Genomic DNA, 13,668 nt, shown 5'->3' on the forward strand with positions numbered 1-13,668 from the left:
AGGTTGCCGTGCCCTACCCGGCCGACCGTGAACGCGACCGCCCGTGGGTGATGCGCACCTATGCGGGGCACTCCAGCGCCGCAGCGTCGAACGCCCTCTACCGCCGCAACCTCGCCAAGGGCCAGACGGGTCTGTCCGTGGCCTTCGACCTGCCGACGCAAACCGGTTACGACCCCGACGACGAGTTGGCCAAGGGCGAGGTGGGCAAGGTCGGCGTGCCCATCAGCCACATCGGCGACATGCGCCGCCTGTTCGACCAGATCCCCCTCGCCGACGCGAACACCTCGATGACCATCAACGCGACCGCCATGTGGTTGCTCGCGCTCTACGTCAGCGTCGCGGAGGAACAGGGCGTCGACCGCGCCGCGCTGGCCGGCACCACCCAGAACGACATCATCAAGGAGTACCTGTCGCGCGGCACGTACGTGTTCCCGCCCGGTCCCAGCCTGCGGCTGACGACGGACGTGGTGGCGTGGACCGTGGCCAACGCGCCCCGGTGGAACCCGATCAACATCTGCTCGTACCACCTCCAGGAGGTCGGTGCGACGCCCGCGCAGGAGATCGCGTACGCCATGTCGACGGCGATCGCCGTGCTGGACTCGGTGTTCGACTCCGGCCAGGTGCCGGCGGAACGGCGCGGGGAGGTCGTCGCGCGCATCTCGTTCTTCGTCAACGCCGGGGTGCGGTTCGTCGAGGAGATGTGCAAGATGCGGGCGTTCGTCCAGCTGTGGGACGAGATCACCCGCGACCGGTACGGCATCGAGGACCCGAAGCACCGCCGGTTCCGGTACGGCGTGCAGGTCAACTCGCTCGGTTTGACCGAGGCGCAGCCCGAGAACAACGTCCAGCGCATCGTGCTGGAGATGCTGGCCGTGTCGTTGTCCCGCGACGCACGTGCCCGCGCGATCCAACTGCCCGCGTGGAACGAGGCGTTGGGCCTGCCGCGCCCGTGGGACCAGCAGTGGGCGCTGCGGATGCAGCAGGTCCTCGCCTACGAGACGGACCTGCTGGAGTACGACGACCTCTTCGCCGGCTCGCGGGTGGTGACCGCCAAGGTCGAGGAGATCCTGGCGGGCGCGCGGGCCGAGGTCGACCGGGTGCAGGCGATGGGCGGCGCGGTGGCCGCCGTCGAGTCCGGGTACATGAAGTCGGCGCTGGTGACGTCGCTGGCCGAGCGGCGGCGGCGGGTGGAGTCCGGTGAGGACGTCGTGGTGGGCGTGAACCGGTTCGCCACCACCGAGCCGTCGCCGTTGCAGGCGGAGGGCGCGCGGGCGGTCGAGACGATCGACCCGGCGGTCGAGCGGGACGCCGTCGACGCGGTGCGGGCGTGGCGTGCCGGTCGGGACGACGCGGCGGCCCGGTCCGCCCTGGCCGACCTGCGGGCGGCGGCCGGGACGGACCGGAACCTGGTCGAGCCGACCATCGCGTGCGCCCGCGCCGGGGTGACGACCGGCGAGTGGGCGTCGGCGTTGCGGGCGGCGTTCGGCGAGTACCGCGCGCCCACGGGTGTTTCCGCCGCGGTGTCCGGCGAAGCGGGCGAGGAGATCGCACGGGTGCGGGAACGCGTGCGCGTGACTGGCGGCGAACTGGGCGAGCGGCTGCGGATGCTGGTCGGCAAACCGGGTTTGGACGGTCATTCCAACGGGGCCGAGCAGGTCGCGGTGCGTGCCCGGGACGTCGGGTTCGAGGTGGTGTACCAGGGAATCCGGCTGACACCCGCACAGATCGTGTCCGCTGCCGTGCAGGAGGACGTGCACGTGGTGGGGTTGTCCGTGCTGTCCGGATCGCACCTGGAGGTCGTGCCCGCGGTGGTGGACGGCTTGCGTGCCGCCGGTGCGGGTGACGTGCCGGTCGTCGTCGGGGGCATCGTGCCGCCCGACGACGCCGACAAGCTCCGTGAACGCGGCATCGCGCGCGTCTTCACGCCGAAGGACTACGAGCTGACGCAGATCATGGACGAGATCGTGACCGTGGTGCGCGAAGCCCGCGGCCTCGCCTAGGAGCCGTCCGCAAGGCCCGCGGAGCGCGGCCCGACCCCGCTGGCGCGGGGAAGTCCAAGTGCTGCCCGCCGACCGCTGGCGCGTGACGGGACCACCCCCGCTGCCGCGGGGAAGACCCGGTGAGGTGCCCCAACTCGTCGTTGATCGGCGGACCACCCCCGCTGGCGCGGGGAAGACCAGTTCGCCGACAAGCGGATTGTCCACCACCGAGGACCACCCCCGCTGGCGCAGGGAAGACGCTTGTTGACCTGTGACTTTACTGCGCGGTGGGGCAGTTTTCATTCGGCTCATCGTCATCTCGTTACCAGGCGTGCTCGACCTGGCCACCCCGCTCCTCCGGCGTCGAGGACCTAGAGGAAGTCCGCGGTGGCCGCGATCTCTGCGAACCGGCCGCCACGCAGGTTCGCCGCGGTGGCGCGGGTCAGGTCTTCGGCGGTCAGGCCGTCGAGGTCGAAGGTGTACGTCGCGTCGAGCACCACCCGCACCCGGTAGCCGAGGTTGTTGCCGACGCGGGCGGTGGTCTCGACGCACATGTTGGTCTGGATGCCCGCCAGCACGACGTCGGTGATGCCGCGCCCGGTCAGCCACGCGTGCAGGTCCACTTCGCCGTGGAACGCGGAGTGCACGCTCTTGCCGAACACCAGGTCCGGCCGCGCGCCGTCGAGTTCGGGCTTGAACCGGTTGCCGTCGGCACCGGGGTGCAGCGGCGAACCCGGCTCGGTCGAGTCGTGGCGGACCAGGACCAGCGGCCCGGTCCACGCGGCCAGCAGGGCGGCGATGTTGGCCTCCGCGTCGGGGTTGCCGCGCTTGCCCCACAACGGGTCGTCGAAGCCGCGTTGCACGTCGATCAGGATCAGAGCGGTGTTGGTCATGGGGCCATCGTGCGGGGCGCGGCACCGCTCGGGGGAGTGGCAGGAGTGGCGCGATCCGGTACTTTCCTGCCAGGGAGGTCACGTGCGCACCATCGGGGTCTTGTTGCTGCCGGGCAGCCGGGTGTTCGACATCTCGGTGGTCGGCGAGGTGTGGGGCGTGGACCACGTGGACGCCGGCATCGGCCCGTTCGAGGTGCGGATGTGCGCGCCGGGCCGCGTCGCCACGCCCGTCCACCCGCTCGGCGTCATCCCGGCCACGCACGGGTTGAGCGGGCTGCGTGGGTGCGACGTGGTGGTGGTGCCGGGCCGGGTGGACCCGTCGGCCGAGGTGCCGCCGGCCGTGGTGCGCGCGTTGCGTGCGTTCGACGGCACGGTCGCGGCGCTGTGCTCCGGCGCGTTCACGCTCGCCGCCGCCGGGCTGCTGGACGGGCGGACCGCCACGACGCACTGGCGGCTGCTGGACGCGTTGGCGCGGGAAGCGCCACGTGCCCACGTGCTCCGCGACGTGCTGTACGCCGACGAGGGCGACGTGCTGACGTCCGCCGGCGTGGTCGGCGGGCTCGACCTGTGCCTGCACCTGGTGCGGCGGGCGCTCGGCGCGGACACCGCCGCCGTGCTGGCGCGGCGACTGGTGATGCCGCCGACGCGGGAGGGCGGGCAGCGGCAGTACGTGGAGCCCCCGATGCCGGCCCGCGCCGGCCGTGGCGGGCTCGCGTCCACCGTGGACTGGGCGGTGGACCGGCTGGCCGAGCCGATCGGCGTGGCCGACCTCGCGGGCCACGCCGGGCTGAGCGAGCGGACCTTCCACCGGGCGTTCCGCGCCGCCACCGGCAGCACGCCCGGCCGGTGGCTCCAGACCCAGCGGGTGCTGCTCGCGCAGCGGCTGCTGGAGACCACCGACCTGCCGGTGCACCGGGTCGCCGAGCGCGCCGGCCTGGGCACCGCCGCCAACCTGCGGCGCCGGCTGCGTGCGGAACTCGGCGTCGCGCCGGACGCGTACCGCCGCACGTTCCGGGTGCCGTGACGGTTGCCCGGCCGACTACGGTCGGGACATGGCCGAATACCAGCACATCCGCGTCGAGGAGGCGGACGGCGTCGTCCGCGTCACGATGGACCGCGCCGCCAAGCGGAACTCGTTGTCCGCCGAGCACCTGGCGGAGTTGCGGTCGGCGTTCCACGCGATCGCCGCGACCGACGCGGCCGGGGTCGTCCTGGCCGGCGAGGGCCCGGTCTTCTCCGCGGGCCACGACTTCGCCGACGTCGCCGCGCGCGACCTGGAAGGCGTGCGTGAGCTGCTGACGCTGTGCACGGACCTGATGCGGACCATCGAGTCCGTGCCGCAGGTGGTGATCGCACGCGTGCACGGCCTGGCGACGGCGGCCGGTTGCCAGCTCGTCGCGTCCTGCGACCTGGCCGTGGCGTCCGAGGAGGCCGGTTTCGCGCTGCCCGGCGGCAAGGGCGGCTGGTTCTGCCACACGCCGGCCGTGCCGGTGGCGCGTGCCGTCGGCCGCAAGCGGCTGATGGAGCTGGCGTTGACCGGTGACGTGGTCGACGCGCGCACCGCCGAGCAGTGGGGCCTGGTGAACCGCGTGGTGCCGGCGGCCGAGCTGGACGACGCGGTGGCCGACCTGATGCGGCGCGCCACCCGCGGCAGCCGCGCGAGCAAGGCGTTGGGCAAGCAGACCCTGTACGCCCAGCTCGACCGGCCCGAGGCGGACGCCTACGCCATCGCCGTGGAGGTGATGGCGGCGGCGTCCCAGACGCCCGCCGCGAAGGAGGGCATGGCGTCGTTCCTGGAGAAGAGGCCCGCGGACTGGGTCGACTAGGGCTGCGCGTGCTCGTGCAGCAGGAGCAGGGTGTAGGCGGCGATCGACTGGGCGTCGGTGATCTCGCTGCGCGCGATCATCGCCTCGAACTCGGCGCGCGGGAACCACGCCGAGCGCATGTCCTGCTCCTCGTGCTCCCGCTCGTGGAAGCCCTCGGTCAACTGGGTCGCCAGGAACACCCGACCGCGCTGGCTGGTCATGCCGGGCGCGACGTCCAGCAGGCCCAGCTCGACCATCCGGCCCGCCCGCAGCCCGGTCTCCTCCCGCAGCTCGCGCTCGGCGAGCACGACGGGTTCCTCGTGGGCGAGTTCCGGCGCGGTGCCCTGGGGGAACTCCCAGCGCCGCATCCCCAGCGGGTAGCGGTACTGCTCGACCAGCCGCAGCCGCTCCCCGTCCAGCGGGATCACCAGCGCGTAGTGGGGTTTGTCCACCACGCCGTAGATGCCGGTGGTGCCGTCCGCTCGCCGGATGGGGTCCTCCCGGACCGTCATCCACGGGTTCGCGTAAACCTCACGCGAGCCAAGGGTCTCCACGATCACTCTCCCTGTGCCAACTCTGAGTGGCGTCGTCCGTACGCGAAGTACACCACCAAGCCCACCACGGACCAGATGCCGAACGCCAACCACGTGGCGGGCGCGAGGCCGGTGACCAGGAGGACGCACATGGCGAGCCCCAGCAACGGCACCAGCGGCACCCACGGCGTCCGGAAACCACGTGGCAGGTCCGGCCGGGTGCGCCGCAGCACGATCACGCCCACGTTGACCAACCCGAACGCCACCAGCGTGCCGATGCTGGTGGCCTCCGCGAGCTGCCCGAGCGGCACCAGGGCCGCCAGCAGCGCCACCACCGCACCGACGATCAGGGTGTTCGCCGTGGGCACCCGCCGCGTGCCGACCCGGGCGAACACCTTCGGCACCAGGCCGTCGCGGGACATCGCGACCAGCACCCGCGTCTGTCCGTAGAGGACGGTGAGCACGACGGACGCGATGGCGATCACCGCGCCCGCGGACAGCACGGTCGCGGGCCAGCTCTCGTCCGTCAGGTGCTGGAGCACGGTCGCCAGCGACGCGTCCGAACCGCTCAGCACGTCCACGCCGACCGCGCCCACCGCGGTCAACGCCACCAGCACGTACACCACGGTGACGATGGCCAGCGAGATCACGATGGCACGCGGCAGATCGCGTTGCGGGTTGCGTGCCTCCTCACCCGCCGTGGACGCCGCGTCGAACCCGATGAACGAGAAGAACACCAACGACGCCGCACCCGTCACACCCGCGACCCCGGCGGGCGCGAACGGCGTCAGGTGCTCGGTGCTGAACCCGAACACCGCCACCACCACGAAGAACAACAGCACCAGGACCTTCAGCGCGGTGGTCACCGTGGTCACCGCCGCGCTCTCCCGCACGCCGCCGAGCAGCACGACCGTGGCCAGCAGCACCACCACGGCGGCCGGCAGGTTCACCACCTCGCCGGACAGCGCGGCGGGCAGCTGGACGCCCAGCGTGGCGTCGAGGAACGCGTTGAGGTAACCGCTCCACCCGACCGCCACGGCCGCCACCGACACGCCGTACTCCAGCAGCAGGCACCAGCCGCAGACCCACGCGACCAGCTCGCCGAGCGTCGCGTACGTGTACGAGTAGGCGGAGCCGGACACCGGCACCGCACCCGCCAGCTCGGCGTAGGAGAGCGCGGAGAACAACGCGGCCAGCGCCGCGACCACGAACGACACCGCGACCGCGGGTCCCGCCACCGGCGCCGCCTGGCCGAGCACCACGAAGATGCCGGTGCCCAGCGTCGCGCCGACCGAGAGGGCGACCAGCGGCACGAGGCCGAGCGTGCGGCGCAACGAGGTGTGCGCGCTGTCGTCGGCGAGCCGGTCCACGGGCTTGGTGCGGAGGAGTGACACGGCGCCCGACGGTACCTGCCGGTGCCGCGGTGGCCGCACCCCGTAGCCTGTCGGGCTGTGCGCCTCGTCATCGCTCGCTGCCAGGTCGACTACGTCGGACGCCTCACCGCCCACCTCCCGATGGCCCAGCGCCTGCTGCTGATCAAGGCCGACGGCTCGGTGTCCATCCACTCCGACGACCGGGCGTTCAAGCCGCTGAACTGGATGAGCCCGCCGTGCTGGCTGATCGAGGACCCGGACATGTGGGTGGTGCAGAACAAGGCGGGGGAGAAGCTGGTCATCACGCTGGCCGAGGTGCTGCACGACTCGAAGCACGAGCTGGGCCCGGAGCCGGGTCTGGTGAAGGACGGTGTGGAGGCGGATCTCCAGAAGCTGCTGGCGGAGCACGTGACGACGCTCGGCGAGGGGTGGACGTTGGTGCGGCGGGAGTTCCCGACGCCGATCGGCCCGGTCGACCTGATGTGCCGGGACGCCGACGGTGCCGCGGTGGCGGTGGAGATCAAGCGGCGTGGCGAGATCGACGGGGTCGAGCAGTTGACGCGGTACCTGGAGCTGCTGAACCGGGACCCGCTGCTCGCGCCGGTGCGGGGTGTGTTCGCGGCGCAGCAGATCAAGCCGCAGGCACGCACCCTGGCCGAGGACCGGGGCATCCGCTGCGTGGTGCTGGACTACGACGCGTTGCGCGGCGTCGAGTCCGACGAGTTCCGCCTGTTCTGACGGGCCGCGGTCACCGGTCCAGGGACAGGACGGTCAGCGCGCCGTCCACGTGGGCGTTGACCGCGTCCATCGCGTCCTGCCACGTGGGCAGGGCCGCCTCGGGCGGCGGGGGGCCGGTGCCGCTGGTCAGCTCCCGCTCCAGCCGGGCGATGTGGCGCTCGCGGTCGCGGCGCTCCTCCTCCGCGCGCAGCACGTCGTCCACCTCGGCGACCTTGGCGCTCGCCTCGGCCAGCCGCCCCGCCACCTCCTCCGCGACGGACATGGTCTTCGCCAGCTCGGCGGCCCGCTCCCGGACCAGGGAGCTGAGCTGGTCGTACTGCGCGGACTCGCGCAGCAGGTGGTGCTCGTCGACGCTGCCGAGCACCAGCAGCGACGCCTCCCACACGGCGTGGTGCGCGTCGCGCAGCTTGTCGGCGGCCAGCCAGCCCGCCCGCGCGGCGCGGCTGGTCCACATCGCGTGCAGGCTCGTCGCCATGTCGTGCAGCAGGTCGTACTGGGGCCGCGGCACGGCACGCAGCGTCCGGCTGTCGATGAAGGGCTGCCGCCAGAACCGGCCGAGCGCCGCCTTCGCCCGGCGCTTCGCCAACGCGTAGCCGGCGACCGGTGTCGCGGCGGAGAGGCCGAGCATCGCGGCCGCGCCGGTCGGTCCCCACGTCAACGCGAGCGGCCAGGTGGGTATGAGGCAGAAAAGGCCCGCCGGAACGAGTGCCATCGGGTCCGATCGGGCTATTTTCAACACCGGCGAAAGGGGGAACGCGCGACGCGGTTCGCGCAGGACCCAGGTCACGTGCGGACGGGTCGTCACCTGCACCGGGATGCGCGCGTTCACAAGTCTGGAAGGTACACCGCGCCACGCGGCGGGCACCTCGCACTGCGTTCCGCACAAATGCGTGTTCCGGGATGATCCGGTACCCCGTTCGGGCGCGTGGCAGCGCGGATTCCGCGATATACGCTGACGGCCCGATAAAAGGACGTGGGAGGCGCGGTGCCCGCACGAAGACCCCGATCGGTCCTCCTCGTGTCGCTCACCGTGCCGCTCGCCGCGTTGACCGGGTGCGCCCAGGAGGCCCTGCCGTCGCCCGCGCCGCAGGCGGCGGGCAGCTCGACCGCCGCACCGATCGCCCACCTCGCCGCCCAGCCGCAGTCCGCGCGGGCGGGCGAGGAGGTCCGGCTCAGCGGCGAGGGGTACCCGGCGAACAGCCGGGTCGTGTTCACCTTCCACGGCAGCCGCGTCGGCGAGACCACGAGCGACGGCGCCGGGAAGTTCGCCGGCGCGCCGGTGGCGGTGCCCGACTCGTTCCGCGACTCGCCGCCCGGCGCGCAGTTCCTGATCGGCGCGACCTCCGGCCCGTTCTACGCCGAGACGCCGTTCGTCATCACCCGCTGACCAGGCGCACCCCCGCCCCACGTGGGGTTTAGCCGCGGGTAGTTCTGATCGGCGGACATGCCCGATGTGGATTACGGTCGGCGTGCTCGCCGTGCGGTGTTGACGATCCTTGTTGGACAGGGAGGTGGGCGACGGTGCCCGTGCTCGCCCAGGCGGATCTCCGGTTGGACGCCGGACCACTCGATTACGCCCTGCTCGCCATCTACTTCGCCTTCGTCCTCGGCATCGGCTTCCTGGCCCGCCGCTCGGTGTCGTCGAGCCTCGACTTCCTGCTGTCCGGCCGTTCCCTGCCCGCGTGGGTGACGGGCCTCGCGTTCATCTCCGCGAACCTCGGCGCGATCGAACTGCTCGGCATGGCCGCCAACGGCGCCCAGTACGGCATGGCGACCGTGCACTACTACTGGATCGGCGCGATCCCGGCCATGGTGTTCCTCGGCCTGGTGATGATGCCCTTCTACTACGGCTCCAAGGTCCGCAGCGTCCCGGAGTTCCTGCGCCGCCGGTTCGGCAAGGGCGCGCACCTGGTCAACGCGATCAGCTTCGCCGTGGCGCAGGTCCTGATCGCGGGCGTCAACCTGTACGCGTTGGCGTTCCTGCTCAACCTGATGCTGGGCTGGCCGATCCCGCTGTCGGTCGTCATCGCCGCGTTGATCGTCCTCGTCTACACCACGCTCGGCGGCCTGTCCGCGGCGATCTACAACGAGGTGCTCCAGTTCTTCGTCATCGTCGCCGCGCTGCTGCCGCTCACCCTCGTGGGCCTGCACAAGGTCGGCGGCTGGCAGGGCCTGGTGGACCGGGTGACCGCCGGGCCGGGCGGCGAGGAGCAGCTGTCCGCGTGGCCCGCGACCGAGCTGACCGGCATCGAGAACCCGGTGCTCAGCGTCATCGGCATCGTGTTCGGCCTGGGCTTCGTGCTCTCGTTCGGCTACTGGACCACGAACTTCGCGGAGGTGCAGCGCGCGCTGTCCGCGAAAAGCATGTCGGCGGCCCGGCGCACGCCGATCATCGGCGCGTACCCCAAGGCGCTGATCCCGTTCGTGGTCGTGATCCCCGGCATCATCGCGGCGCTGGTCGTGCCCGAGCTGGCAGCGCTCAAGGCCGGTGACGACAGCTCCGGCATCGTCTACAACAACGCGTTGCCCGCGTTGATCGGGGAACTGCTGCCGAACGGGATGCTGGGCATCGCGATCACGGGTCTGCTCGCGTCCTTCATGGCCGGTGTGGCGGCGAACGTGTCGTCGTTCAACACCGTGTTCACCTACGACCTGTGGCAGGACTACATCCGGAAGGACCGGCCCGACGAGTATTACCTGCGAATCGGGCGGCTGGCCACGATCGGCGGCACGGTGGTCGCCATCGGCACGGCCTTCCTGGCCGCCGGTTACGGCAACATCATGGACTACATCCAGGCGTTGTTCTCGTTCTTCAACGCGCCGTTGTTCGCGACGTTCATCCTCGCCATGTTCTGGAAGCGGATGTCCGCGGCGGCGGGCTGGATCGGCCTGGTCACCGGCACGCTCGCGGCGGTGCTGGTGTTCGTGCTCGCGGAGACCGACGTGCTGCACCTGCCGGGCCAGGGCGCGAGCTTCGTCGGCGCGGGCGTGGCGTTCGCGGTGGACATCGTGGTCAGCGTCGCGGTCACCACGGTCACCCGGCCGGTGCCCGAGGAGCGGCTGGTCGGGCTGGTCTACAGCCTGACGCCGAGGGAGACCCGCAAGCACTCGGCGACCGGTGAGAACGCCGGCTGGTACCGCTCGCCGGTCGTGCTCGGCATCGGTGTGCTGGTGCTGACGCTCGTGCTCAACATCGTCTTCGGCTGAGGGAGGTCGTCGTGGCGCACAAGGCCGGTCTGTTCGACCTGCGGCTTGTGATCGCGGTGCTGTTCGGGGTGTACGGGGTGGTGCTGACCGTCGTCGGGCTGGGCTTCACCGACGACGCCGACCTGGCCAAGGCCGACGGGTTGAACATCAACCTGTGGGCGGGCGTCGGGATGGTCGTGCTGGCGGTGCTGTTCGCGCTGTGGGCGTTCGCACGGCCGGTGGTGGTCCCGGATGCCGCCCGAACAGGGCGGGAGGGGCCAGGGCGGGAGGGGTCCGGGCGGTGAACAGCTCGCCGTTGAGCTGCTCGCCTCGTGACCCGGACGCCGTCAGCGGCGCGGGTGGACGGGGTTGAAGGCTTCCACGGTCCAGGTGTCGAACCAGCGGACGGCGCGGCGGATGCGGTCGCGCAACTCGGCGCTCCTCTCGTTTCGGGGGTTGTCACGAGGTTCAGCGCGTTGATCTTCTGAATCGTTCCCGAGTGCCGTGGTGAGGCCGAACACAGGTATCCCGCCCCGAATTCCCGGTCTGATCGCTACGGTGCTCCCGTGTCCCGTCTCGTCGCTGTCCTGTGCGCGCTCCTCGTCCTGTCCGCCTGCGCCGGCCCGGACCTCGCCAAGCACCGGCCCTACCCGCGCAGCACCATCCAGGCGAACGCGGAGAACGCGACGGAGACCACCGGCGTGCCGCCGACCGCCGCGTCGGCCGACGGGCAGCCGGCGGACCCGGCGTTCGCGCCCGACCAGTTGCGCCTGGTCGACCCGTGCAAGCTGCTCGACCGGGAGGTGCTGGAGACCTTCGGCAAGCCCGGCGACGTGTCACCGACCGGGTTCAGCCGCTGCTCCAACTTCATGGAGGACCGCGCCGGCAAGGACCTCGCGGTCACCGTCGAGGTCGGGCAGACCATGACCACCGAGCTGAAGAACGCGGACAAGCAGCTCGCCGGGCTCAAGAGCTACGAGCAGACGCTCGACAACAGCGCCTGCTTCGTCTCCGTGATCACCCAGGAGAAGCCGGCGCTGGGCGTCACCGTCCAGATCGGCTACAAGGAGGGCGACGCGTGCGCGCCCGGCCGCAAGGTCGCCGAATCGGTGGTGAAGGGCCTCAAGGAGCGCGTCGCGGTGAAGTCGCCGCCCAAGGACTCGCTGGTGACGATCGACCCGTGCCCGCTGCCCGGCAAGCCGGCGGTGGAGGCGGCGGTCGGCGGGAACAGCCGTCAGTACCCGTACGGGCTGCACAACTGCTCGTGGGTGGGCGACGGCAAGGAGATCACGCTCGACATGCGCTCCACGTTCGTGCCGCCGGACCGCAAGTTCGACGCGAAGCAGGTGGACGTCGACCTCGGCGGCGGCATCACCGCCCACCAGCTCGACAACTCCGGTGCCTACCCGTCGTGCTCGGTGAAGTGGGTGCAGCGCTTCAACACCGGCGAGGAGGGCGAGATCGTCGAGGTGAAGTCGGCGGGCCCGCGCAAGTCGGAGTTCGACCGGTGCGCGACGGCGGTGGCGTTCGCCAAGGACGTGGCACCGCGGATCCCGCGCGGGTGAACGAGGGCTGACAGCCGGCGCGACCAACCGTTACTGTTCGGTAACACCTTCGCGCACCTTGGAGGGCCCATGACGCAGACCGCACCCCCGAAACCCCTCCGGGCGGACGACGAGGGGAAGAGGTTCGCCTCGCTCGACCCGCGCACCGGCGAGGTCGTGGCCCACCACCCGGTGCACGGCGAGGCGGAGGTGCGCGCGGCGGTCGCGGCGGCGCGGACGGCGGCGGAGTTCTGGGCCGACCTCGGGTTCGCCGGGCGGCGGGCGCGGCTCGACGCGTGGCGGCGGACCCTGGTCCGGCGGCTGCCCGAGTGGCAGTCGCTGCTCAGCGCGGAGACCGGCAAGTCCGCCGACGACGCGCGCACCGAGACCGCCCTGGTGGTCGAGCACCTGCACTGGGCGGCCAGGCAGGCGGCGAAGACGCTGGGCAGGCGTCGGGTCAAACCCGGCGCGCTGATGTACAACCACGCGGCGACCCTGGAGTACCGGCCGCTGGGCGTGGTGGGCGTGATCGGGCCGTGGAACTACCCGGCGTTCACGCCCATGGGTTCCATCGCCTACGCGCTGGCCGCGGGCAACGCCGTGGTGTTCAAGCCCAGTGAGTTCACCCCCGGTGTGGGCGTGTTCCTCGCGGACACGCTCGCCGAGGTCGTGCCGGAGCACCCGGTGCTCCAGGTGGTGACGGGTTTCGGCGAGACCGGCGCGGCGCTGTGCGCGGCCGGGGTGGACAAGCTCGCGTTCACCGGGTCCACGGCCACCGGGAAGAAGGTCATGGCGGCGTGCGCCGCGACGCTCACGCCGGTGCTGGTGGAGTGCGGCGGCAAGGACGCGTTGATCGTGGCGGAGGACGCGGACGTGCCGGCCGCCGCGCGGGCCGCCGTGTGGGGCGGCATCTTCAACGCCGGCCAGACGTGCGCGGGCGTGGAGCGGGTGTACGTGGCGGACGCCGTGCACGACGAGTTCGTCGAACTCGTGGTGGCGAAGGCACGCGAGCTGCGGCCCGGTGGCGAGCCGAACGCGGACTTCGGGCCGATCACCATGCCCGCGCAGGTGGACGTCATCCGGGCGCACGTGGCCGACGCCCTGGAGCGCGGCGGCCGGGCCGTCGTCGGCGGCATGGAGTCGATCCGCCCGCCGTACGTGGAACCCGTGGTGCTGGTGGACGTGCCGGAGGACGCCAAGGCCGTCACCGAGGAGACGTTCGGGCCGACGCTGGTGGTGAACCGGGTGGCCGACGCCGACGAAGCCGTGCGGCGGGCCAACGCGTCGGCCTACGGGCTCGGCGCGGCGGTGTTCTCCCGCAACCGCGGCGACGAGCTGGCGGCGCGGCTGCGGTGCGGCATGGTGTCGGTGAACTCGGTGCTGGCGTACGCGTCCGTGCCGGCGTTGCCGTTCGGCGGTGTCGGCGCGTCGGGGTTCGGGCGCGTGCACGGCGAGGACGGGCTGCGTGAGTTCGCCTACGCGCATTCGGTCACCCGCAAGCGGTTCCGGGCGTTGCTCGACCCGATGACCTACGAGCGCGGGCCACGCACCATCAAACACGTGCTGCGGCTGGTGAAGGCGTTGCACGGGCGCTGAGCGCCGCCCGTTCGGCTGGGG

13 protein-coding genes are annotated in these 13,668 nt (G+C 71.9%); 9 read left to right on the plus strand and 4 right to left on the minus strand.

Annotated features, from left to right (window positions below; genetic code table 11):
• Window positions 1-8: 8 nt before the first annotated feature.
• Window positions 9-2,000: a methylmalonyl-CoA mutase family protein gene (locus tag KZQ38_RS04825; protein ID WP_219438744.1), complete on the plus strand. Its 1,992-nt coding sequence runs from the start codon at window positions 9-11 to the stop codon at window positions 1,998-2,000.
• Between the two features lie 350 nt (window positions 2,001-2,350).
• Here KZQ38_RS04825 and KZQ38_RS04830 read toward each other — a convergent pair whose 3' ends face one another.
• Window positions 2,351-2,872, minus strand: coding sequence for a cysteine hydrolase family protein (locus KZQ38_RS04830; protein ID WP_219438746.1), 522 nt, complete (start codon window positions 2,870-2,872; stop codon window positions 2,351-2,353).
• A gap of 82 nt (window positions 2,873-2,954) precedes the next feature.
• On the opposite strand from KZQ38_RS04830, the gene KZQ38_RS04835 reads away from it, so the two are divergent.
• Together KZQ38_RS04835 and KZQ38_RS04840 are read left to right on the plus strand one after the other, a co-directional pair.
• Complete coding sequence (locus KZQ38_RS04835; protein ID WP_219438748.1) at window positions 2,955-3,896, plus strand: GlxA family transcriptional regulator; 942 nt, start codon at window positions 2,955-2,957, stop codon at window positions 3,894-3,896.
• A gap of 28 nt (window positions 3,897-3,924) precedes the next feature.
• On the plus strand, window positions 3,925-4,698 hold the full coding sequence (locus tag KZQ38_RS04840; RefSeq protein WP_219438750.1) for an enoyl-CoA hydratase-related protein: 774 nt from the start codon (window positions 3,925-3,927) through the stop codon (window positions 4,696-4,698).
• Here the strand turns inward: KZQ38_RS04840 and KZQ38_RS04845 are convergent.
• Together KZQ38_RS04845 and KZQ38_RS04850 are read right to left on the minus strand one after the other, a co-directional pair.
• Entirely contained in the window at window positions 4,695-5,231 is a 537-nt protein-coding gene (locus KZQ38_RS04845; protein ID WP_219438751.1) for an NUDIX domain-containing protein, read from the minus strand. The genes KZQ38_RS04840 and KZQ38_RS04845 overlap by 4 nt on opposite strands.
• A 2-nt stretch (window positions 5,232-5,233) precedes the next feature.
• A complete protein-coding gene (locus KZQ38_RS04850; protein WP_308258242.1) occupies window positions 5,234-6,604 on the minus strand; it encodes an amino acid permease in 1,371 nt (456 codons plus the stop codon).
• A 57-nt stretch (window positions 6,605-6,661) separates the two neighbouring features.
• Here KZQ38_RS04850 and nucS point away from each other — a divergent pair, with 57 nt between their 5' ends.
• Window positions 6,662-7,321: an endonuclease NucS gene (nucS, locus tag KZQ38_RS04855; protein ID WP_219438755.1), complete on the plus strand. Its 660-nt coding sequence runs from the start codon at window positions 6,662-6,664 to the stop codon at window positions 7,319-7,321.
• Between the two features lie 10 nt (window positions 7,322-7,331).
• On the opposite strand, the gene KZQ38_RS04860 is transcribed toward nucS, so the two are convergent.
• Complete coding sequence (locus tag KZQ38_RS04860) at window positions 7,332-8,033, minus strand: hypothetical protein (RefSeq protein WP_219438757.1); 702 nt, start codon at window positions 8,031-8,033, stop codon at window positions 7,332-7,334.
• A 273-nt stretch (window positions 8,034-8,306) separates the two neighbouring features.
• Here KZQ38_RS04860 and KZQ38_RS04865 point away from each other — a divergent pair, with 273 nt between their 5' ends.
• The 5 genes from KZQ38_RS04865 to KZQ38_RS04885 all read left to right on the plus strand — a co-directional run bounded on the left by KZQ38_RS04865 (window position 8,307) and on the right by KZQ38_RS04885 (window position 13,647).
• Window positions 8,307-8,708, plus strand: coding sequence for a hypothetical protein (locus tag KZQ38_RS04865; protein WP_219438759.1), 402 nt, complete (start codon window positions 8,307-8,309; stop codon window positions 8,706-8,708).
• Window positions 8,709-8,842: 134 nt separating this feature from the next.
• Window positions 8,843-10,528, plus strand: a complete 1,686-nt coding sequence (locus KZQ38_RS04870; RefSeq protein ID WP_219438761.1) for a sodium:solute symporter family protein — start codon at window positions 8,843-8,845, stop codon at window positions 10,526-10,528.
• An 11-nt stretch (window positions 10,529-10,539) separates the two neighbouring features.
• Window positions 10,540-10,812 carry a hypothetical protein gene (locus KZQ38_RS04875; RefSeq protein ID WP_219438763.1) on the plus strand — a complete coding sequence of 91 codons (273 nt, stop codon included), beginning with the start codon at window positions 10,540-10,542 and terminating at the stop codon, window positions 10,810-10,812.
• A 261-nt stretch (window positions 10,813-11,073) separates the two neighbouring features.
• Complete coding sequence (locus tag KZQ38_RS04880; protein ID WP_219438765.1) at window positions 11,074-12,072, plus strand: DUF3558 domain-containing protein; 999 nt, start codon at window positions 11,074-11,076, stop codon at window positions 12,070-12,072.
• A 69-nt stretch (window positions 12,073-12,141) separates the two neighbouring features.
• Window positions 12,142-13,647 (plus strand): aldehyde dehydrogenase family protein, encoded by a 1,506-nt coding sequence (locus tag KZQ38_RS04885; protein ID WP_219438767.1) that lies wholly within the window; start codon window positions 12,142-12,144, stop codon window positions 13,645-13,647.
• Window positions 13,648-13,668: the final 21 nt, after the last annotated feature.

The organism is Saccharothrix obliqua, assembly GCF_019375475.1.
In the GTDB taxonomy this organism is placed as follows: Bacteria; Actinomycetota; Actinomycetes; order Mycobacteriales; family Pseudonocardiaceae; genus Actinosynnema; species Actinosynnema obliqua.

Coding starts and splice junctions, on each gene's coding strand:
- KZQ38_RS04830 (WP_219438746.1), bottom strand. CDS start 2,872: ATGACCAACACCGCTCTGATCCTGATCGACGTGCAACGCGGCTTCGAC.
- KZQ38_RS04840 (WP_219438750.1), top strand. CDS start 3,925: ATGGCCGAATACCAGCACATCCGCGTCGAGGAGGCGGACGGCGTCGTC.
- KZQ38_RS04860 (WP_219438757.1), bottom strand. CDS start 8,033: ATGGCACTCGTTCCGGCGGGCCTTTTCTGCCTCATACCCACCTGGCCG.
- KZQ38_RS04885 (WP_219438767.1), top strand. CDS start 12,142: ATGACGCAGACCGCACCCCCGAAACCCCTCCGGGCGGACGACGAGGGG.